The sequence below is a fragment of the Pseudomonas sp. genome (assembly GCF_030150285.1).
Taxonomy (GTDB): Bacteria; Pseudomonadota; Gammaproteobacteria; order Pseudomonadales; family Pseudomonadaceae; genus Aquipseudomonas.
In genome coordinates this window covers 20,715-43,307 of the sequence record NZ_JASLGE010000077.1, presented here as the reverse complement: position 1 = coordinate 43,307, position 22,593 = coordinate 20,715, and the positions used below count along the sequence as shown (strand labels likewise).

Sequence of the window (22,593 nt, the reverse complement as noted above, 5' to 3'; positions counted from 1 at the left end):
GATTTTAAAAGCGGCACTGGGCGCAGGCGTGGTCATCATCCTGGCGATGCTGGCAAAAACCAAAAACTACTACATCGCAGGGTTGGTCCCTCTGTTTCCGACCTTTGCCCTGATCGCGCACTACATCGTCGGCAAAGGCCGCTCGATCGACGACCTGAAAACCACCATTGTGTTTGGCATGTGGTCGATCATCCCCTACTTCGTCTACCTTGCCGCGCTGTACCTGCTAGTCGACCGCATGCGCCTTGAAGCGTCGCTGGCACTGGCCGCCGTAGCCTGGCTCATGGCCGCCACTGTTCTGGTCAGCGTTTGGATTAGGTTGCACTGATGTGCAGGAGCGGGCTTGCTCGCGCCTACGCGGGTCATATCAGAACTTGTAACTTACCGCTGTCTGTACGCTGCCTTGGTTCACATCACCTACCTGCTTGACGATACTGCTCTGCGCCGCCGAACCCACCAGGTGGATCCAACTGGCGCTGGCCACCAGCGACCACTGCGTGGTCAATGGAAATTCGACGTTCTGCGTCAGCGTCACGCTCTGAAACCCGCCGCTGGCCTTATACCCCGTCATGCCTGAGGCCTGGGCTTCCTTGTCGGTCACACCAAAGAACGTCGACATCTGCCGCCCATCGGCAAAGTGCGCCGCCAACTGGCTGCTGCCCACCCTCCCTCCCCCCAGCGGGTAACCCAACTCACCGCCCACCTGGCCCAGTACGCCACCCTGCCCGCCCGCACCGCCCAGCGCCTGCCCCAGTTGCAGGTACACCCGCCAGAACTCGGCCGGGCTGTACTGCACAAAACCACCCAGCTGCGCCATGTCAGGTACATCGCGCAAGCCGCGCAACGCGCCATGGGCATTGCGCCCCGACACGTCATTGATAAAAGGCCCGGCGCTCCAGCCATCAGCTTTCAAGGCACTCCAGGTCAGACCGTCGTCGGTATCAAGGCTGATATCGCCCCAGTCGACATCGAAGTAAGGCAACGGCACGGTCTGATAGCGACTGCCGCTGGGATCATACGGCTGATAGCCAACGCCAATGCCCACCTCGCCACTCAGACCGTCAGCGGCGTGCGCGCCGACACTCAGCAGGGAGAGCAGAAATAAAACATAGACCGTGGTTTTCATTGCGCGGATCTCATCAACGTTCATGCGCGCATCAATCGCTTTTTCGGGCGATCGACGCAAGCACTGATGTTGTTTGTAGCCCCCTACAAAAATTGTAGCTCGCCTCCCCTTTATATCCGCGCAATCTGAGAAAAGCCCCGGCCCGCCGGGCTTTGGCCAGTTGGCACAGTCAATGCTATGACCTGTACATGCGCAACATGCGCCTCTTCTCAACAGGACAATGCAGATGATGCAATGGCATATCGTGTGTGACTTCGACGGGACCATTACCCGCACCGACGTCATCGACAACATTCTTCAACGCTTCGCTGACCCCCGTTGGGAAGTGATCGAAACGCAATGGCTGAACGGTGAGATCGGCTCGCGCGAATGCCTGAGCCGCCAACTGTCGCTCGTGAAAGCCTCACCGGCTGAACTGCTGGCTTATTTCGACAGTGTCGAAATTGACCCGGACTTCCCTGACTTCGTGGATCACGTCATAGGCCTCGGGGCCACCCTGGAGGTGGTCAGCGATGGCATCGAGCAAGGTATCGCACGGATTCTTTCGCGCAACTACGTGACCTTGCTGCCGATTCTGGCCAACCGCCTGCGCCAGGTCGACCAGAACAGCTGGCGCATCGACTTTCCCCATTCCAGCGACGTCTGCCGCGCCGCCTCGGGCAACTGCAAGTGCAAATCCACCCCCCACGGCAAACGCGTGCTGGTAATCGGTGACGGGCGCTCTGACATGTGCGTGGCCGAAAGCGCCGACTTCGTCTTCGCCAAAGGCAGCCTGGCCGAGCACTGCGAACGCAACGGCATCCCTTACGCCCGCTTCGACCGTTTTGCCGAACTCCCGGCCTTGCTTGGCCAATTGCCCAGCCACGCCGCCAACACCCCTCATGACTCTCGTGAACAGCAGGAACTCTTCAACCATGTCTGATATTCGAATCGCCACCGCGCAAGACCAGATTCTTCTGGATAAAGAAGCCAAGTACTGCTCCTACGGCGACACCGTTCACTACATCGAGCCGCCACGCATTTTCAGCCGCTGCGAAGGTTCCTACGTGTGGGACACCGAAGACCAGGCCTACCTCGACCTGCAAATGTGGTACTCGGCCGTTAACTTCGGCTATGCCAACCCGCGCTTGAATAACGCGCTGAAACAACAGATCGACACCCTGCCGCAAATCGCCAGCCAGTACCTGCACAAGGGCAAGATCGAGCTGTCGGAAATGATCGCCGTCGACGCCAAGAAAAAATTCGGCCTGGACGGGCGCGTGCACTTCAACGTGGGCGGTTCGCAGTCCATCGAAGACTCCCTGAAGGTCGTGCGTAACGCCACCAACGGCAAGAGCCTGATGTTCGCCTTCGAAGGCGGCTACCACGGCCGCACGCTTGGCGCGTCGTCGATCACCTCAAGCTACCGCTACCGCCGCCGCTACGGGCACTTTGGTGAACGCGCACAATTCATCCCGTTCCCGTACCACTTTCGTGGCCCGAAAGGCATGACCAAGGAAGAATACGGCAGCCACTGTGTGCAACAGTTCGCCCGCCTGTTCGAGACCGAATACAACGGTGTATGGGACCCCAAAGTCGGTTCCAGCGAATACGCCGCGTTTTATGTCGAGCCCATTCAAGGCACCGGCGGCTATGTGATTCCACCGATGAACTTCTATCGCGAACTCAAGCAAGTGTTGGATCAGCACGGCATCCTGATGGTGTCTGACGAAATCCAGATGGGCTTTTACCGAACCGGCAAACTCTGGTCGATCGAGCACTTCGACGTGCAACCGGACGTGATCGTGTTCGGCAAGGCACTGACCAACGGACTGAACCCGCTGGGCGGCATCTGGGCCCGTGAAGCGTTGATCAACCCGAAAATCTTCCCGCCAGGCTCAACCCACTCCACCTTCGCGTCCAACCCACTAGGCACAGCGGTGGGCCTGGAAATGTTCAAAATGACCAACGAGATCGACTACGGTGCCATGGTCATGGCCAAAGGCAAATACTTCCTGGAAGGCCTGCAAGACCTGCAAAAACGCTTCCCGATCATCGGCGACGTCGACGGTCTGGGCCTGGCCCTGCGCTGCGAAATTTGCGGCCCGGATGGTTTCACGCCGGACAAGGCGACCCTGGACTACATGGTCGAGGAAGGCATGAAGGGTGACATGGTGGTAGATGGCCAGAAACTGGGGCTCATCCTCGACGTAGGCGGTTACTACAAAAACGTGATCACCTTGGCTCCGTCCCTGGAAATCAGCTACCCGGAAATCGACCTGGGCCTGAAGTTGCTTGAGCAACTGCTGGTGCGAGCAACCCAACGGTGAACACTTCTGAGATCGACCTCGGTGAAGGGGATGCCGGTTTCGTTCTCGGTCACGGTCCGGTCGGGATCCTGTTGATCCACGGCCTAACCGGCACCCCGACGGAACTGCGTCGGGTGGCCCAGGGACTGGCCAAAACCGGTGACTGCACGGTGTACGTGCCCACGCTGGCTGGGCACTGCGGGGACAACAGCCACCTGCAGGCCACCGGCTGGCAGGACTGGTACGAAGGCGTGCGCAACACCTTTGTTGGCGTGAAACAGCGCCATGCACAGGTGTTTGTCGGCGGCTTGTCGATGGGCGCAGTGATGTCCATGCTGGTGGCCGCCGAGCACCCTGGGCAAGTGGTGGGGTTGTTGATGTATTCCACCACCTTGAAGTACGACGGCTGGAGCATCAACAAACTGGCGTTCCTCACACCGCTGTTGATGGCCATTCCTTTCGGTGTGCACCTGTGCAGCTTTGAAGAGAAACCGCCCTACGGCATCAAAAACGAACGCTTGCGCGCCATTGTCGAGCGACAAATGAAGGCCGGCGAAAGCAGCCATGCCGGGTTGCTGACGATGGAAGGCATCACTGTGCGCGAGTTGCACCGCCTGAACGCGAGGGTCAAAAAACGCATGCCGTCGATCACCACGCCAGCACTGGTGTTGCACGCCATCGAAGACGACATCACCAGCCGGTGGAATGCCGACTACGTGGAACGCCACCTGGGCGGGCCGGTGACCAAAGTGTTGCTCGACAACTGCTACCACATGATCACCGTCGACCTGCAATACCCCCGCGTTATCGAACTGAGTGCCGATTTCGTGAAACAGAACAGCACCGTCCGGGAAAGCGTGAGCGCTTGATGCGTTAGCGCTCTCCTTCGCCATACCGAACACAAGCTCCCAACCAGGACGCCCCATGATCACCGCCCACGCCTGTTCATCCATTCAGCCATCCACCGCAAAACGTAGAATGATGGGCCGGTACGAAGCCCGCCTGCCGCGCAGCGAGCTGCAATGGGAGCGCTTACCGCCGGCGTATTTCACGGGTATTCTCCAGCAACGGGGTGATCCTGTATGGGCTCGACGCGCAACGGTAGGCGTTCGCTCTGAGGCGGGTTGACGAGCACCGGCTGATCAATCACCCACTCAAACGGGTCAAACTGTTCATCCGCCCCGACCGCCATGACCCCGCCCTGGCGGCAGCGATAAGCGAGTCTTAATGCCCAACACGCCTGAATCGACCCGCAACGCCCAACCGTTCAAAGTCTCGCGCTGGACGGTGCAGCGCAAACTGGTGCTGGCTTTTTGGCTGGTCAGTGTCATCCCGACCATGATCGCCGCCGAACTGGCCGCCACCACGTTGTCGCAGATTTTCGATAGCAACGTGCGCGTCTGGTTACAGGAGTCGACCAAGATCGTCAAAGACGAAATCAGCGAGATCCTGTCGGATAACGCGCGGGTGGCGAAGCTGTTTTTGCAATACACCCACCCGCCGTCCTCAGAGAAAGCGATCCGCCGCGACAAACTCACCGCCGACATCGCCGACGCCATGGGCATCGACGTCGTGGCGTTGATTCGCGACAGCGATCACACCGTCGTGTTCAGCACCGCCAGCGACAATATCGTCGACCAGATCAGCCTGTTACCCAATGCTGTGCTGCAAACCATCAATGTCGGCGGTGTGCCCACGGGCACCGTGGTGTCGACGTTTCCCACGTCGCAGGACGGCGTCGACTATCAGTTGCTGGTGGCCACCTATATGGACAGCAGCTTCCTGACCAGCGTGGCAGACGTGCACTCCCTCGATTTACGCCTCTACCTCTCCAACTCGACCGGGTTTGCCGAAATTTTCTCCAGCCAGCGCTTTGAAGACCGCCAGCCGGCGGTGCCGCCTGCCATCGAGCAAACGCTGCGCGAAACCAAGCAGCCCACCGAGCAGTTCACCCGGCGCTACAGCGGTTTGTACTGGCCGATTTTCAGTGATAACGGCGAGCTGCAAGGGGTGATTTACAGCGGCCTGTTGCGCCACACCAGCCTTGTCGGCCTGGTCAACCAAACCAACCTGTTCGCCCTGATTTTCCTGCTCGGCTCGCTGCTGTCCCTGACCGTTGGCTGGTTGGTCTCCGAACGCCTGACACGGCCTTTGCGCGAGCTGTCAGCGGGTGTACGCGCCGTGACGGCCGGGGATTACAGCCAACGCGTGGCGGTGTCGGGCCACGACGAGCTGGCCGAACTGGGCAGCACCTTCAACCACATGGCGGTGCGCCTGGCTCAGTTGCATCACCTGGAAGCCCAGCTACGGCGCCGTGACCGGTTGCATGCGTTGGGCGAAGTGGCCATGGGCCTGGCCCACGAAATACGCAACCCACTGGGCATTATCAAAACGGCGACCCAACTGCTGCACCGCCGCGCCAATCTGGACGACACCGACAAACGCCACCTCGAATACGTGGTCAGCGAAGTGTCGCGGATCAACGAATTGATTACCGACTTCCTCGATTTCGCCAAGCCCAGCGCCCCCGTACGCTCGGTGCAGCTCGCACGGCCACTGGTCGACGACATTCTGGGGTTCTGCCAGCCCGAGCTGGACAGCCACGCCATCACCCCGCATATCGACGATCAGGCCCCGGGGGCAACGCTATACGCAGATGCCCGTCAGTTGAAGCAGGCCTGTCTCAATCTGATTATCAATGCCATAGACGCCATGCCCGACGGTGGGCACCTGACCCTGCGCATCGCTCATGATGAAAACGGGGACACCGTGCTGAGCATTATCGATACCGGCCAAGGCATTGAACCTGACATGATTGAGCGTATTTTTACCCCGTTTGTGACCACCAAAGCGTCGGGTACTGGCTTGGGATTACCTAAAGTCTTCTCGATTCTGGAAAACCACGACGGCCGTATTGAGTGCTTCAGCGAGAAAGACGCCGGCACCACGTTCAACCTGTACATTCCGGCCCAGGGAGCGGATGAGACATGACCCATCACCTACTGGTCGTCGACGACGAGCCCAAACTCTGCGACCTGCTCAGTTCGGCACTCAGCCAAAACGACGTGCACGTATTTACCGCTGGTAACGGCCTGCAAGCACTGGCCATCCTGGAACAGGAAGACATCGACCTGGTCATCAGCGACTGGCGCATGCCCGGCATGGACGGCCCGCAGTTGCTGGCTGAGGTCAAAGTGCGCTACCCGCACTTGCCGGTGATCGTGATGACGGCCTACAGCACAGTGAAAAACGCCGTTCAGTCGATGCGTAATGGTGCCTACGACTACATTGCCAAACCGTTCGACATCGACGAGCTGGACATCACGGTTAGTAAAGCCCTGCAATTTCGCGACATCCTGCGCGACAACGCCCGCCTGCGCGCGGAGCTGGACGAACACCAGCACATCGACAGCCTGATCGGTGACAGCCCGAGTTTTCGCCGGGTGCTGCAGGCCATCGATTCGGTGCGTGACAGCAATGCCACTATTCTGCTGACCGGCGAGAGCGGCACAGGCAAAGAAATGGTCGCCCGGGCCATCCACAAACACGGCAGCCGCGCCGACAAACCTTTTGTCGCTGTCAACTGTGCAGCGATCCCGGAAGGGCTGCTGGAAAGCGAGATGTTTGGCCACCGCAAAGGCGCGTTTACCGGTGCCGTCGCTGACCGCGTGGGGCGCTTTTTACAGGCCGACAAGGGCACGCTGTTTCTCGATGAGGTCGGCGACATGCCGTTGGCCTTGCAAGCCAAAATATTGCGCGCCCTGCAAGAGCGGGTGATCGAACCTGTAGGTGATCCCCGCGAGCGCAAGGTGGATGTGCGGGTCATTGCGGCCACCAACAAGAACCTGTTGGAAGCGGTGGCCAATAAAGAATTCCGCGAAGATTTGTACTACCGCCTGAACGTCTTTCCAATACCGCTGCCCGCCTTGCGCGAACGCGTGGAAGACATCGCACCGCTGGCGCGGCACTTTGCCCACATCTTAGGGGCAACGGCGGGTAAACGCATCACCGGCTTCAGCCCAGGTGCCTTACAGGCGATGGCAAACTATCACTGGCCAGGAAATATCCGCGAACTGCAAAACTGTGTAGAACGCGCCACGATTGTAGCCACCAGCAACACCCTTCAGGACAGCGATTTGCCGCCGTACCTGTTTAGCACTCAACCGAGCCAGACCAGCGCCATGCTCAGCCCTGGCCCCAGCGTGCCCCCTGACCTGGAGGCCGCCCTGGCAGAAGTCGAAAAAACCTGGATCCTCGCCGCCTTGCAACAAGCCCAAGGCGTACAAGCCGCCGCCGCGCAATTGATCGGCATATCAGAACGCAGCTTCTGGTATCGGTTGAAGAAACTCGACATCCATGTCGACAAAGTTGTGAGGTAAAGGCCAGGCACCTGAACTCGGCACCCGGCTCACGTTCAGTGACGTTTCTTTTTAGCCGCCGTGGCACGTTTTTTAGCGGCTGGCGCAGTGGGCGGCTTTTCAACTTGATCCATCAACGCTTCAACCTGGTTGTGGAAAGGAATTCCGCCATCCACGGCCAGGTACCGCACATGCACGATGATATCCGTGAGTGAGGCCAACATCGCGGCCTGCTCAGGCGAAGTATGACGCGGGAAGTGCAACTGCCAGCTCGACACCGCCCCCGTGCCTTCGAAGGGGTAATAACGCTCATCACCGAAGTCCATGTTGAACAGGCCGCGATCATCCACCCCATGGGAAATACCGATCTGCTGATAGGCACGCGGGTTACTCATCACCTGGGTTCCATCGGCATTATCCTGCTCACCTTCCGGCAAGGTGTTGTCACTCAAGTACAGCGACTTCACGCCGTCGATGTCCGGCTTCATCAAGGTGCGGCTGCCCAATTGCGTCAGCGTGGCGCGAATGTCCTGATACGGCCCGATCACCGCCGGAATCGACACCGACACATTGACCAACTGGCGCAAGTAATGGCCGGGGTAATCCTGATCGAAGGCCAGCGCCGTCAAATTAAACGGCAGGGTGCCGGTGCCTTCACTGCCTAAAAAGGTTTCCACCACCTGTTCCCATTTGATGCCTTCAGGTGCGTCCTTGGTCTTGAGTTCAAACAGTTTTCTGAGCGAAACGGTTTTAGTCAGTTCAAGGCGACGCTCATGGCGATTGAGGTACGCCGACTCCATGCGCAACAGCCCCAGCTTCAAGGCCTCCCCGGCGGTGAGCCCGTGGTAGTTGTCTGTCCAGGCATTGGTCGGCACAAAATGCGTATCGCGATCACCAATCTCGTATTGCCAGCACGCCTCGGCACTCAGGCACATCGACAGCACCACGTCATAGGCTTGGAAATACATCGTTGCCATCTGGCTCAACAACCACTGATACAACGCCGGGCCCGTGGCACGGTTTTTCAGGAAACTGTAATAAGCCTGCGCTTGCTCCTGGGCTTTGATCGCTTGGGCTTGGCTGGTTTCAGCGGACTGAATGGCAAGGGTTTGCAGTTCGAGCTGCTTGTCAATGGCCTCAAGTTCCAGCTCGGCCTGTTCCACTTGGAAGGTCCATTCGACGCGACGGCGGCGGTATTGCTCTGAGAGCATCGTTTGTTCAACGTTATATGTATCATTAACCAAATCAGTCTGGATGCCTGCTGCAGCGGCGTGGCCAGTACCAGTAATGAGCATACCACCAGATGCCACGCCAAATATGACAGGGGTTATTGCTCCAAAAATATGAGTTGCAGTAGTGGCTGCACCACTCGCAATATTACGGGGTTTTATGCTCGTCTGCTTTTCAATAGCAGCCGTTTCCAGCTTGGAAACGTCTTCTGCAATCAGTCCATCATAATAATTCTTCCGAGATTCAATAGTCCTTTTGCTTTGCTCTAGCACCTCTTGGGATTTTAACGAATGCTCCAGTGCCTGTTTTTGGAGCGTTTGTGTAAAAGCTGAAAATTCCAGTATATGAGACTGTTGCAATTCCTCCTGATTGGCACGGTCACGCATCTCCATATAGCTACGCACTTGATCGCCGTATCGAATCAATATTTCAACCGCACTTTGCACCCGCGGCAACATGGCGCGGAAACGATAGGGTGGGATGATCGCTAATGACCCCAATCGCCGCTGAGTACTGCCTCCAGCCGCCAATTGAGCACGTAACAAATCCATGGGATTGGCCGGAGGTTCGTAAAGTGCTAACTGCAGAGGTTTGCCATCCAAAGTAAGATTGTTACGCAAATTGCTTAACCGCAGGCCCAGACGCTCCCATTGATCGAGTAAGGCCGTATTCACCGGCAACCTGAACCAAGGTGCATTGAGTAATCGCAACCACGGTTGGCCAGTTGCATTCGCCGAGATAGCTCTAAAATTTCCATCCCACAATTCACTACTAAAGTCAGCGAATACAGCGCTATCTTTTTTTGCTGCATCCTGCAGCCTGATGGGCTCCCACTTACTAATACTGCGGCCTTTATTTAAAGAACCCAACAGAGAAAGCGCTCTTACGTAGTGTAACTTTGCCTCATTTAGCGTATCACGCGTCAACATCCGATAAAGGGAGTCACCACGGGAAATCAAGTTATTCATGTAAAGCATTACAATAACCTTCCGGTAATGCGAAGGCACACTGTAAGCGATAGCATCCGGATCACCCAAACCGTCTAGCTCATAGCTAAACTCGTCCTCAGCTGTTAATGGCCGAGAGACCCAATAATCCATAGTAGCCGTTGGGGCAGGATAAAGCTGAGGAATTCTTACCAATGGATTAAATATATAATGAAGCCAGTTCTCTGCTCCTACGTAGTCAAACTCTGAATTCAGTCGATAGGCGACAAGATGAGGCACATGGAAGAATATTTCCCAAAAATAACGACCATTGGCACCATTAAAGTCAAGCGCGACCCATTGATTTTCAGAATCTTCATCATCGGCTTTGGTCGGAACAGCTGGTGATGGAGGTTCCAAAGTGTGCTGAGTTTCCCACCCCATCAAACTTTTTATTGAGATCAGTGCTTTACTGGTTAACTCCTTGGCAAGTAATGTATTAAGGCGCACATATCTAAGCTCATCATTCAGGTCTAAACTTTCAAGATTCAGGAAGCAAGCACCGCTAGGCTCAGTCACTATAACGGGTGATAATCGCGATTCATTAACGAGTACTACATTATAAGCATTCCAACTTTCGAGCTGATTAGACTCACCACTTACACCAAAAGAAAAATATGAATTCTTCCACTCCCGCTCCAACTGACACTCAACCACAGGCGTCTTTGCGGCACCATTAAGCAGCAAAGAAAACACTCCAACACTTCTTTTAATCAATCTCCCATCATCGGCTTTGTAGCCATACCAAACATTAAAACGGATAACAGCAGCCGCAACAATCTCACTAAAAACATTACTCGAATTACTCATATCCGGCCGTTGACCATCAGCCATTTCAAAGTAAAAACCACCACCACTCAATATCACCGAACTTGAAGGAACCCCAACACTCATATAATCAAAATTAAGCGAAATAACAGCCTCTTTACGAGTACTTGTCCCTCGATAATCAGACAACTTAACTTCCCCACACTGTCTCCCATTAAGAAACCATTTCCCCGCTTTTAAATTTAAATTACCATTTTTATGCTCAACAACAATTCTCGCAAACAACATCCTCCCTGTTGAATCCGAGTAAACTCTATACTCTGACGACGAAATACCAGTGTTTGAGGAATGCCATCTACCCAAGTAAATATTCAAACCATCCTTGGTATATTTTTTTGCCTCACAAAAACCTTGCACCAGAAACTTGGGCTTGTCTTCCTTCCCCTCCCCATTCATCAAAGAAACTTCGACACTTAGCGTTTGATTAAGCCCTTTTGTCGGATCGTCAGGAGTCACACTAAGCTTCTCATCCAACGTCACAGAATGGATATAACTAGGCTGATCACTCTCGCCCGAACCGTCATAGGGAAACTGAAGCCGCATTGGGTTCTGCTGGTAGATCAATCGACCCAATTTCAGAAGCTCGTCAACCAATTCGTCCTCAACAAGAATGGGGAAAAACAACTTATCATATGCCAACACCACGCTATCTGTAACTGATAAAAACGATTCTAAAGTTATTACCAGCCTCGGTTCCATGGCAAAACGCTGATCGATGGTTACGACAAAGACAAAGTCATTGGCAACCTCATAGTCGCCCTCGCCCTCAGTATAAATCCCAGTGTGCAGAATTGACTGTGGCGACCACATATCATTCAATTGCTTATAAGCCATTCTAATGCTGAACTCATACCTACTGGTAGGTGAGCCCTCTTTATCAACTATATTCCGACCAACCTCAAGCCAGACAAGATAAAGTCTAGCCCCTACCACTACAAGCCGGGATTTTATAACGCTAGCGGCCAACGCAACATCTATCTTTTTCCACTCACCCCATATAGTGGGAGGAATAGACTCGCTTTCACTTGTTAAACGAAATTCAGCTTTCCGCCAATAATAAGAAAACGGCTCAACATTTTCCCGTCCAACGAAGTAATAATCTGACAATTTAAAATCAGTTCCATCTATATAACCAGACACCACCTTCAGATTGCTGACTCGTTCAAACTTACTCAAATAATTCCTGACGGCTGACTGCACGCTTTCTTCCGTGATCCGACTTTGCCCCAAATCCATTTCAAAGTCTTTAAATTGATCAGTTTTCTTGAGCCGCAATGTAGGATCGATATAGTTTTCCGGGTAGTCTTCAATCATCTGATACCCGGCCCACACGCTGTACTCACTGATGCCCTCTCGCCAGAGCTGCAAGTACGCGGTATCAAAACCGTCGGGGTAACCAGGCTCCATGCCATTAAAAACAGCATGTATATACTGCTGAATACTGGCAATTGCTTGCGCCACGCGGCTGGTTTCAACTTGCGCATTGACCTGGTTATCGATCAACAAATACTCGTACAAGTCTTCTGGCGTAATGATAGTGGGTGGGGCACTGGTTTCGGCTGAGGGAATGATCTGCCCCAAATAGTAATCAACCAGCGCGTCACGACGTTGTTCTTCGAGTTCTGCAATGATGGCGGTATTCATGATAGAGCCTCTGATTAATTAGTCGTGAGCATCCGGTTCCAATGCAACCGTAAATGTATGGGGTTCCAGTACAACGTGCCCTCCTTCTGCAACAACCTCAGGAAGTTTGATAATACTGCCCTCAACATATAAATAATTCGATCCATCTCTAACCAGAGAAGGGATCGAATATGCCAGCCCCCCCAATTGCCCATCTCCCTGATCAGGCGTTGATTCAAAATTATACATACTATGACCCACAGGACTTCTGTCGACATAAATCTTCAGAACTGGGGCATAATCCGGAACGTGCATCAGAGCGCCCGAAAACAGGGTATAGGTTAACTCCATTTTAAACTGCGTAACTTTAACAGCGCTGATATAAAACAACTGACCGAGCGTATAGTCATCCAACCGAAAAATTTCCGTTTGGTCTATCGCTTTAACACCCAACGTAAGCACGCCATTCCTGCCGAGAGTTCCGCGTACAGAATAATCATGACCTTGCAGTGAGGATTCAATCTCAACATCGATGTCGGGAATCGATACACCCAACAATTCCAAACTGGCACCAAGATTTAAAAGCTTGAACCTCACACCCTCAACAACTTCACCCTTGGCATTAAACGCCTTAACATTCAGGATGTAAGCCTTATTCGACGACAAAAAATTAGGCCGTGCGTGTTCGGCATCAGGTGATATGAGCACAGCTTTTAAAGTGAATTTTTCAACACCCTCAACTTCGAATCGCGCAAGCTCTCGTCTGCTTGCCGTTTCCGCAACCCATATATTACTGCCCCGTTTAAATTCCTTTGTTTTAAACCGAGTATAACCAGTGCCATCCGTTTTTGTATGAATTCCGACACCCGAACCTAACTTTCTCCAAACCACATATACCCCTGATATAAAACTCCCACCCGACTGCAAGTAAATGGAAAACTCGATAGGGGCAGGGTCGCCTTCAGCATATTTCAAGGATGACTGCCAAGGATCTACAACAGTAAATGCTGGGAAAACCGTAATTGGAAGTACATCAACCACAGTCTTGCCTTCATAGACAAATGAAACTTTGACGAGCCCTTTCCCTTCTTGCTTGGAAATATAATTAACAGAACAACCACCGTCGCCACGGGTAACAGCGGACTTCTCCCACTGTGGAAAGTTGACTTCAAACTTAACAGTAGCCCCGACGACCGGATGGCCATCCATATCAATAACCCGGCAATTAAAAAATACAGTATCCCCTACCGTCAGCGTGCCACTGCTCTGTATATATTCAAAATACGGTGTATTGATAAAGGAAACGGCTCCAAATGCATGACTTGCTCCATTGCTGAGTTGCGCCACTACCCGAGCAATGCCGTGGTTAAGACTGCGCAGGCTTGCACGCGTGGCACCCTGTTGATCGGTACGTGTCATATAACGTTGAAACTCGCCCAGGTTAGTTCCCCAATCAACACTGCGGTCCCTACCCACGTTACCGAACCGGTCAACCAACGTGACCCAAAACTCCAACGCATCAAGGTTATTGGCATGCCCTGAGAACGGCGCATTACCGGCATTGGTAAAACTCAGTGAGGCGTCATCGCAATCAATGGTGATGATGGGGGCACGTACCATTTCATCCAGCCCATATTTCACCATGACATGGGCAACACCCATGACGGTGCCAGCCTTAAGGTAATTGATCGCCTGACCGTCTTTATCTGTTTTGTTTTCCAGGCTCTGCAATGAGCCCTCATCGGTACTCCAGATGACGTCAACAAATGGCAACGGCTGGCCCATAAGGTCGCACAACGTCAAAGTGATCACTGACACTGGACTGGACGGATCATTAGCGACCAAGTAGTCCTTGCTGACCGTAATAACGCTGGAGTTACTCTGTCCAACCTCATTGGCAGGTCTGCCCAAAAGCGTTTCATTGAGGCTAGTCAATGCTAACTCTGCAGCGTATCGGTAGGTCTCTAGATCACTGGTTGGCGTAAGGCTACCGAGTGCCAATAAGGCCTGGGTATCCAACCCGACCTCTTGCTCAAACAAACGCATGCGTACCAACTGATCAAACGCCTGCAGATTTAAGACTACTCCGTACTCAGGATTGATATGAGCCGCCGCTTTCAGGACTTCACGGATACCCCAGCGCAGGAGCGTCGCCAGTTTGTTCGCAGCACTGCCACGAATAATCTGCCGTTGGCCTTGTTGCGCTTCATATTCCGGGGTATCGATGGGAATGTCTTCGTTGGGCCAACTGCTGTTGATCAGCCGAAAATAATCAAGCAGTTGTTCTTCGGTGTGTTCACTGAGATTTAACATCTGCGTGTATTGGCTCAGGATGTACACGCCAGGCAGTGAGAGTGTGTTGTCGGGCAACGCAAACCATTGCGGCTGATGGACAAACACCGCTACCAGAGCAGGACTCAGGCTCAAATGCCGGGTAACGGCTGCGCGCTTGCTCAATGCTGCCAGTATTTGCAGCACTTTATCGTCAATGGGCAACGTTGCCTCTTGGCCACGCGCACTTCCTGAGGCCACTCTCTGCACTTCGCTGAGGACTTCTTCGCGGTTGGCCCCCACCCAGGCCAACAGCTCTTTGGCCAAGTCGACAGAGACTGTCAAATAATTGCCCAACCCTTCCATCAGCAAGGCATCTTGCATACCTCTAGCCCGCATGATCATGTTCACCAACTTGGGTAACAGGTTCGTACTGGACTCTGCACGGGCGTCAAACACCTGCTGAATCCTGGCGCTCAGAACTTCTTCGAACAAGGCGTCTGTTTCACCTTGTAGATACTTCACCAGGCCTTTTGAGCTTTGTGTATCTGAGGTGCCATGGATGAACTCGCTCAGTTCGAAGAACCAATTGATCGGCTCCAGTGAATGAGGGACAGAGCCCAACACGTGCTTGGCGTCAGACGCCATAGGGCTACTGGCTCCAATCTCGGAAAAACTGCTGTCGGTGATCAACGCCGAGCTCAGTTGCTGGCTCATTAGCAGCATCAAACTGTACTCAGTTTGTGTGGCAATCAAGCTGGTAGCGCCAGGCAGCAATAGTTGGTACAGCATGCTGGCAGTCCATTGGTTTTCCACCATCCACAGGTGAAAATCAACCAAAGCATGCAGCGTGCTCAATGTGTCGCTTCTGCCTGATGACTGGTAAGTCGCCACACGGGGGATCCCCGCCAGGGTGGCGATCAATTGAGTACCCCCACTGTCCAGCAACTTAAGCAGTGCAGCGGCCTCAATTGCGCTTAACCCAAGGTAACGAGGCAGACGCGCCAATCGATAAAACGCCGAGACCACCGGGCTGCTCCAGCTCAACTGCTCATGCCCTTGAGCTTGCTGAATAAGGGCAGCACAGAAATGATAGGTTTCGTTGCTCATACCTAACGCAACGCACATCTGATCGACTTTTCGACGATCGGATTCGTTATCCGGGTTAACTGAAAACGGTAAATCATCAAGGACAAACGGCACCGTAAACAATGCCTGACCATTGAATACCCGATCAAATTGCGCAGGCTCCTTGCCCAAGCCATAGAGCCCAATCGCACCAATCAACGTCGCGAATTCCTCGGCGCTAACCTTGTGACTGTCGCGCAAGTTTTGGAACAGCCCAAGCGTGCGCAACGTGTCGGCAGTCAGGTCCCAGTCAGCGCTGTCAATGCGCTGCTCGGCTGCCCTAGAGGCGCACAACAACCGATCAACCTGGTCAAAAGGCAGCTTCAACCACTTGGCCAGGCGCAGCATGCGGTTCATGCGGTCAAAACGGTCCGGGGTGCAGTTGACCAGGGTATGGCCAAGCGTGACGGTCACAACGCTGCCATCGACCCCTGTCGCGGTGTCGGTCAGCGTTTCAATGGCAATGGCCGGGCTTGTGCCGCCGTTGATATACACCGAACCAAACGTAGCACCATCGATCGGCGTTACGGCGACGCCGCCATTGGGGGATGCCGTAGGCGCGTAGGGGCCTACAGACAGCAGTGAATCGAGCTCGTCAGTGGTAATCCCGGTGCGCAGGCAAAACGTCTGGGTATCAAACAATTCGCCGCTGTCGCTTACACCGTAGTGGCGTTGAAAAAAGTCAGCAGCACGAGTCTCACCCTCTTCAATCAATCGTGAGCGAGGGTTAATCAGCAATGACGCGTTCGGTACAGCGCCCTGCTTATCAGACTGTTCTTGCCCACCAAACGGAAAATACGGTGCCTCCAATAGCAGGCTTTGTTGCTCTGGCCCAAAGCCCGTGTCCTGCTGCAAGGCGTCGTCGGAACGCAGGGAGTGAACACCCGGCTCCTTGAAGTAGGGATAGTCGATGTCGGTACAGCGAATCGCGTCGCCCGGGGACTGTTTCTTACGGCCCAGCACGTAGGTGATTTGTTGCTGGTAACGCTCGTAAGGCAGGCCCATCGGGTAGCGCGTTTGCAGCAGGGCATCGTCCACCGCCATGCCATTGTGGTGTTCGTTAAGGAATTGGCTGATTGAGGTCTCGAGGATTTCGTTGGACAACGTCAGCGTCGGCACGATCTGATTGAGGGCCGTGTGGTCGAGCATCAGCCCTGCCAGATCTGGCCGGCGTGTCGCCAAAGGAAAGGATTGACCTTTGGCCGTGGCTTCGATTTTGTCGACTTCGCGGTACAGGTCGGTCAGGTAAGCAATCGGTGACGTGGTAGCCTCAATCGCATTGGGCGGGCACATCTCTGCCCAGTTCGGGGTAAACATCTCGGTATAGGTAGGGCCTTGCACCAAGCCCTTGACGCCTGTCTCAGGCATAAAGGCAGTGCGAACGCCCGAGCTCAGGCGTCGTTCACGAAACTGACGGGCCGTCACCACCGCGACGGTTTTGGCGCGCTCCAGTAACTCACGGGCTTCGCTGATATGCATGTGCGGGTCGAGCGCCAGCAATTGCGAAACGGTGGCACCCGACAGGTCCAGAACAGAAGGAAAAGCCTCACTCAACAGCTTTAGGCGTTTGGCCGGCACATCCAGGCCTGCTAACAGTGTACGTTTCTGTTTTTTCATGACCAGCCCCGCGTGTGAGAAGGAATCTTCTAGAGGAAACCCCACGACGTCCCGTCGGGGATAAGCTCTGTTTGACGTGATTACGCGCCTACGGAGATGGCCTTGGCTACTGTCAGAAATTACAGTTTCTGTAGTTTTTTCAGCAGAAAAATGGTGTGCGAAAAAAGGCGCGTAATCGACATCCCATGAATCAACTCCCTGCTGAGAAGCCTGGTTAATGTCGGCAGCTCAGGACGCGTCACGCTTTTTACGTTCGAGGCCAGGTCGCGATGCGTGAGAAGTCGGGGCTATCGGCGCATGGCTTCGTATCAGAGATGACTCAATGATCGACACCCGCAGAAACATGAGCCAAACTCAATGCTTTCTGATTTAGCATCAATTTTTCTCATGGAGCCCCTGTGCTGGAAATTCGCCACCTCAAAACCCTGCATGCCTTGCGCGAGTCCGACAGCCTGGTAGAAGCCGCTGAGCGGTTGCACCTGACTCAATCCGCGTTGTCGCACCAATTCAAAGAGCTGGAAGAACGCATGGGCATGCCGCTGTTTGTGCGTAAAACCAAACCTGTGCGTTTTACCAGCGGCGGGTTGCGCCTGTTGCAACTGGCAGACGCCATGCTGCCGCTGCTGCGCACTGCCGAACGCGATATTGCACGCTTGGTGGGCGGTACCGCGGGGCGCTTGCACATGGCTATTGAGTGCCACAGTTGCTTTCAGTGGCTAATGCCCACCATCGACCAGTTCCGCGATGTCTGGCCCGAAGTCGAACTGGACCTGGCGTCAGGGTTTGCATTTGCCCCGTTGCCGGCCCTGGCACGGGGCGATCTGGATTTGGTCGTCACTTCCGACCCTCAAGAGATAGCGGGGCTGACCTATGTGCCGCTGTTTACTTACGAAGCCATGCTGGCCGTGGCCAATCAGCACCCGCTGGCCAACAAGGCGTTTATCGTGCCCGAAGACTTGAGCAGCGAGATCTTGATCACCTACCCGGTGGAACGCGACCGGCTCGACATTTTTAGCCGTTTCCTGGAGCCGGCCGACGTCGAACCCGCGCAAGTTCGCACCTCTGAACTCACCGTCATGATGATGCAACTGGTTGCCAGCGGCCGTGGCGTGTGCGGAATGCCTCATTGGGCGCTGCACGAATACAGCGCCCGGGGGTATGTCAAAGCCAAGCGGCTGGGGGAAAAAGGGTTATTTGCGACCCTGTATGCGGCGGTGCGGGCCGACATGCTCGACGCGCCGTATATGCGCGATTTCTTGCTGACGGCAAAAGACACCTCGTTTTCGACCCTGGATGGGGTGAGCGCGGTGCGTTAATCCCACAACACTGCTTTGATCTTGGAAGCTCGTGCCTGCATCTTCAGAAGTGAAGTTCGCCCCGTAGGAGCGAGCTTGCTCGCGGGCCTTTGCTCTTGACTATTACCGCGAGAGAAACCGGCGCATGTGCACGCGGTCGTAATAATCCTCTCCCACGCGTATCGCGCTGTCTTCAAGCCCAGACTGTTCAAAACCGCAACGCCCGTACAACGCCAGCGCTGCCGTGCTACTGGCGCTTACGGTCAGATCGATCACCTTGATCACAGGCTCTTGTTCGGCCAGCGACACGACAGCCTGCACCAAACGCTCCCCCAACCCTTGCCCGCGAAACGCTTGCGGCACGTACAGCCCAAAAAGCGTGGCCTTGTGCTGCGCGTCTTCCCAAGGCTCAAACGCCAGACCGACAATGCCCACCAGTTGCGCGTCAACAAAAGCACCGAACACGGTACTCAACTCATCATCCAGTTGCCCTTCCCACCAGCTGAGCGGCAATTTCTCACGGTTTGAGAGGTTGGACACAAAGGCTTCCGGGTGCAGCGAGTACGCTTCCAGCATCAACTGGCGAAAGGCCTTGGCGCGGGAAGGATCAAGCAGTTCTATAGCCATGACGACGGGTCCAAATCATACGGTTTTACGTTGTTCCAGCATCAATCTGATCGCCAGGGCGGCCAGTACAAAGCCCATCACATAGCGTTGCACCGCCAGCCACAACGGGTTGCGAACAAACCAGAAAGCAATGCCGGAGGCAAACAACGCGATCAATAGGTTAACGGTAAAACTGACGCTGATTTGGGTCAGGCCCAGCGCAAGGCTCTGGGTGAACATCGAGCCGTGTTCGGGGCTGATAAATTGCGGGAACACTGACAGGTAAAAGACCGCGACCTTAGGGTTCAGTACGCTGGTCATAAAGCCCATCAACACCAGTTTGTGCGATGAGTCAGGGGCCAGGTCCTGGGCCTCGAAGGGCGAACGGGCTCCCGGCTTCACCGCTTGCCAGGCCATCCAGAGCAGATAGAGAGCACCGGCCCACTTCAACGCCTCATAGGCCATGGGCACCGCCAAAAACACCGCCGTCAGACCGGCCGCCGCCGCAAACAGGTGCACGAAAAAACCGGCGACGACGCCCAGCAAGGACGTCACCCCGGCTTTTCGCCCCTGGCAGATCGAGCGCGATATCAGGTAAATCATGTTCGGCCCCGGTGTCAGAACCATCAGCAAACACGCGGCAGCAAAAATCAGTAAATCATGAGTAGGGACCATGGAGGACGCCTTGTTACGAAGGGTTCAGACAGGGGTGTGCACGCTGCGCCGGTAGAACGGCAGAATCAGGTCGCGCGTTAACGGTGCCAGCACCAGGCCGCCATCACCGCTCGGATCAATCCACTGCACTTCTTCAATTTCAGCGGCAGGGGCTACGGCCTGTTTGATAGGTACCAGAAACAGTTCGGCCTGCACGTCAAAGCCCGGCTCATTGGCCGCCGGGGCACAGAAGTGGCCCAAATAGCTGGCACTCGAAGGGTCGAGGGTCAACGCCAGTTCTTCTTCCAGCTCACGGACCAGAGCGTCGATGGGTTGTTCATGGGGCTCGATTTTGCCACCGGGTTGCATAAACGCCAATGTGCCGCGTTTGCGCACCAGCAGGGTTCGGCCGTCAGCTCCGATCACTAGCGCGGCGGCAATACGAAGGGTGTTAGGCGTTACAGGGGGGGGCTCGACAACCGTCACGGGGATCAACCAACAAGGAAAAAGAGCACAAAGAATCACATGTCTTTTGCCTTACGCAAAGACACAGATGACACGCATAAGCGAACTGTCTGTATGGACAGCTTCATTCTCTCGGAACACTGACTCAGCCCCTCGCCGCAGGACGGGGTATCGTCCTCAACAGAAGGTCGCACAATGCTTCGGGTTTCGTAGGATATGTATCTATGCGCTAATGGAATTAACGCGCCACATGACCAACACTGTCTTGCACACCTGCGCCCCAAAGAGAGCCTCCAGGCTCCAAGCCATTTTTTCGCCAGGGTCAACCGCCCCGCTGCTGTTAATCGCTGCACACAACAGCCCAGCCTGAAACAGGAAACCGTATGAGCCTGTCACTGTTAAGCCGTTATGCGTTTTTTGCCGTTTGCGTGATCTTCACCCTCGCCAGCCTGCCGTTTATGCACCACGAATGGTTATGGCCCTTTACCGCCGTGACACTGGCCTTAAGCCTGCTCGGCATTTTCGACTTGCTGCAAAGCCCTCATTCGGTCCGACGTAATTACCCCATCCTGGGCAATATTCGTTATCTGGTAGAGGCCATTCGCCCGGAGATTCGTCAGTACCTGTTGGAATCGGACAGTGACGCGTTGCCGTTTTCACGCGCACAACGCTCATTGGTGTATTCGCGCGCCAAGAACGAAAGTGCCGACAAGCCCTTCGGTACGTTGATTGATGTGTATCAGCCGGGCTTCGAGTTTATTGGCCACTCCATGCGCCCGGCTCCGCTGAGCGACCCCGGCAGCTTTCGAATCATTGTTGGCGGCCCGCAATGCACTCAGCCGTATTCGGCGTCGATTTTCAACATCTCGGCCATGAGTTTTGGCTCGCTCAGCGCTAACGCCATTCGTGCCTTGAACGAAGGGGCCAAGCTCGGCAACTTCGCCCACGACACGGGCGAAGGCAGCATCAGCCCTTACCACCGTGAGCACGGCGGCGACCTGACGTGGGAGCTGGGCAGCGGCTACTTTGGGTGCCGCACCGCAGATGGCCGCTTCGACCCGGTGCGCTTCGCCGAACAAGCCCAAAACCCGCAAGTGCGGATGATTGAAATCAAGATGAGCCAAGGAGCCAAACCGGGCCACGGCGGCATCTTGCCCAAAGACAAAGTCACCCCGGAAATTGCCGAAACCCGTGGCGTACCGATGGGAGAAGACTGTGTTTCGCCTTCGCGCCACAGCGCGTTTTCAACACCGATCGAGTTGATGCAGTTCATCGCCCAGTTACGTGAGCTGTCGGGGGGCAAGCCAGTGGGCTTCAAGTTCTGTCTGGGCCATCCCTGGGAGTTCATGGGCATTGCCAAGGCCATGCTGGAAACGGGCATCCTGCCGGACTTTATCGTCATTGATGGCAAGGAAGGCGGTACCGGCGCGGCACCGGTAGAGTTCACCGACCATATCGGGGTGCCCCTGCGCGAAGGTTTGCTGTTCGTACACAACACCTTGGTCGGCCTGAACCTGCGAGACAAAATCAAGCTCGGTGCCAGTGGCAAAATCATCAGTGCGTTCGATATTGCCAGCGTACTGGCCATCGGTGCGGACTGGGCCAACTCCGCGCGCGGCTTTATGTTTGCCATTGGCTGCATTCAGTCCCAGTCGTGCCACACCAATAAATGCCCGACCGGCGTGGCCACCCAAGACCCACTGCGACAGCGCGCACTGGTGGTACCGGATAAAGCCCAGCGCGTGCTGCAGTTCCATCACAACACACTCAAGGCCCTGGCCGAAATGCTGGCGGCAGCTGGCCTGGACCATCCCGCGCAACTCCAGGCCAAGCACCTGGTGCGCCGCGTGTCAGCCACCGAAATTAAACTGTTCTCGCAACTGCACGTGTTCCTCAAGCCCGGTGAACTGCTGACCGGCGAAGTCAACGGCGAGTTCTACTCGCGCATGTGGCAAATGGCCCGTGCAGACAGCTTTGAAGCCCATGTAATCGCCGCCGCGTGATCGGGATTACGCTTCCCGACTATCAGGCAGGCTGATAGTCGGGAAACATTACGCACACGTCCGAGCCCCTAAGGCACTGCATAGTTATTACTCATACGCTAATACTTGCTAAACC

14 protein-coding genes and 1 pseudogene are annotated in these 22,593 nt (G+C 54.9%); 9 read left to right on the top strand and 6 right to left on the bottom strand.

Translation table 11 applies throughout. From position 1 onward, the window contains the following. Nucleotide 1 precedes the first annotated feature (1 nt). Nucleotides 2–328, top strand: a complete 327-nt coding sequence (locus Q1W15_RS17635; RefSeq protein WP_300730733.1) for a GlpM family protein — start codon at nt 2–4, stop codon at nt 326–328. 39 nt (nt 329–367) lie between these two features. Here Q1W15_RS17635 and Q1W15_RS17630 read toward each other — a convergent pair whose 3' ends face one another. Next, nucleotides 368–1,126, bottom strand: a complete 759-nt coding sequence (locus Q1W15_RS17630) for a MipA/OmpV family protein (RefSeq protein WP_300730732.1) — start codon at nt 1,124–1,126, stop codon at nt 368–370. Between the two features lie 226 nt (nt 1,127–1,352). Between Q1W15_RS17630 and Q1W15_RS17625 the strand changes: the two genes are divergently transcribed. From Q1W15_RS17625 to Q1W15_RS17600, 6 genes and pseudogenes are all read left to right on the top strand, one after another. Next, a complete protein-coding gene (locus Q1W15_RS17625) occupies nt 1,353–2,048 on the top strand; it encodes an MtnX-like HAD-IB family phosphatase (RefSeq protein WP_300730671.1) in 696 nt (231 codons plus the stop codon). Further along, the gene (locus Q1W15_RS17620) at nt 2,041–3,435 is read left to right on the top strand and encodes an aminotransferase class III-fold pyridoxal phosphate-dependent enzyme (protein WP_300730670.1); all 1,395 of its coding nucleotides are present in this window, start codon (nt 2,041–2,043) and stop codon (nt 3,433–3,435) included. The genes Q1W15_RS17625 and Q1W15_RS17620 overlap by 8 nt, the downstream gene beginning before the upstream one ends. Continuing rightward, the gene (locus Q1W15_RS17615; protein WP_300730669.1) at nt 3,432–4,283 is read left to right on the top strand and encodes an alpha/beta fold hydrolase; all 852 of its coding nucleotides are present in this window, start codon (nt 3,432–3,434) and stop codon (nt 4,281–4,283) included. Before Q1W15_RS17620 ends, Q1W15_RS17615 begins: the two co-directional genes overlap by 4 nt. 109 nt (nt 4,284–4,392) lie before the next feature. Continuing rightward, nucleotides 4,393–4,642: pseudogene (locus Q1W15_RS17610) on the top strand (hypothetical protein); the annotation flags it as partial. Then, complete coding sequence (locus tag Q1W15_RS17605; RefSeq protein ID WP_300730668.1) at nt 4,642–6,405, top strand: ATP-binding protein; 1,764 nt, start codon at nt 4,642–4,644, stop codon at nt 6,403–6,405. The pseudogene Q1W15_RS17610 and the gene Q1W15_RS17605, both read left to right, overlap by 1 nt. Next, on the top strand, nt 6,402–7,793 hold the full coding sequence (locus tag Q1W15_RS17600) for a sigma-54 dependent transcriptional regulator (RefSeq protein WP_300730667.1): 1,392 nt from the start codon (nt 6,402–6,404) through the stop codon (nt 7,791–7,793). The genes Q1W15_RS17605 and Q1W15_RS17600 overlap by 4 nt, the downstream gene beginning before the upstream one ends. A gap of 35 nt (nt 7,794–7,828) precedes the next feature. On the opposite strand, the gene Q1W15_RS17595 is transcribed toward Q1W15_RS17600, so the two are convergent. Together Q1W15_RS17595 and Q1W15_RS17590 are read right to left on the bottom strand one after the other, a co-directional pair. Further along, entirely contained in the window at nt 7,829–12,460 is a 4,632-nt protein-coding gene (locus Q1W15_RS17595; RefSeq protein ID WP_300730666.1) for a neuraminidase-like domain-containing protein, read from the bottom strand. An 18-nt stretch (nt 12,461–12,478) separates the two neighbouring features. Continuing rightward, a complete protein-coding gene (locus tag Q1W15_RS17590) occupies nt 12,479–17,455 on the bottom strand; it encodes a Tc toxin subunit A (protein ID WP_300730665.1) in 4,977 nt (1,658 codons plus the stop codon). A gap of 398 nt (nt 17,456–17,853) precedes the next feature. On the opposite strand from Q1W15_RS17590, the gene metR reads away from it, so the two are divergent. Next, the gene (gene metR / locus Q1W15_RS17585) at nt 17,854–18,771 is read left to right on the top strand and encodes a transcriptional regulator MetR (RefSeq protein ID WP_300730664.1); all 918 of its coding nucleotides are present in this window, start codon (nt 17,854–17,856) and stop codon (nt 18,769–18,771) included. 102 nt (nt 18,772–18,873) lie between these two features. Here metR and Q1W15_RS17580 read toward each other — a convergent pair whose 3' ends face one another. From Q1W15_RS17580 to Q1W15_RS17570, 3 genes are read right to left on the bottom strand one after another with little or no spacing between them, the layout of a single operon-like run. Beyond that, the gene (locus Q1W15_RS17580) at nt 18,874–19,377 is read right to left on the bottom strand and encodes a GNAT family N-acetyltransferase (protein WP_300730663.1); all 504 of its coding nucleotides are present in this window, start codon (nt 19,375–19,377) and stop codon (nt 18,874–18,876) included. Nucleotides 19,378–19,392: 15 nt separating this feature from the next. Continuing rightward, nucleotides 19,393–20,031 (bottom strand): LysE family translocator, encoded by a 639-nt coding sequence (locus Q1W15_RS17575; RefSeq protein ID WP_300730662.1) that lies wholly within the window; start codon nt 20,029–20,031, stop codon nt 19,393–19,395. Between the two features lie 24 nt (nt 20,032–20,055). Next, nucleotides 20,056–20,496: an NUDIX domain-containing protein gene (locus Q1W15_RS17570; RefSeq protein WP_300730661.1), complete on the bottom strand. Its 441-nt coding sequence runs from the start codon at nt 20,494–20,496 to the stop codon at nt 20,056–20,058. A 362-nt stretch (nt 20,497–20,858) separates the two neighbouring features. Here Q1W15_RS17570 and Q1W15_RS17565 point away from each other — a divergent pair, with 362 nt between their 5' ends. After that, nucleotides 20,859–22,478, top strand: coding sequence for an FMN-binding glutamate synthase family protein (locus tag Q1W15_RS17565; protein WP_300730660.1), 1,620 nt, complete (start codon nt 20,859–20,861; stop codon nt 22,476–22,478). Nucleotides 22,479–22,593: the final 115 nt, after the last annotated feature.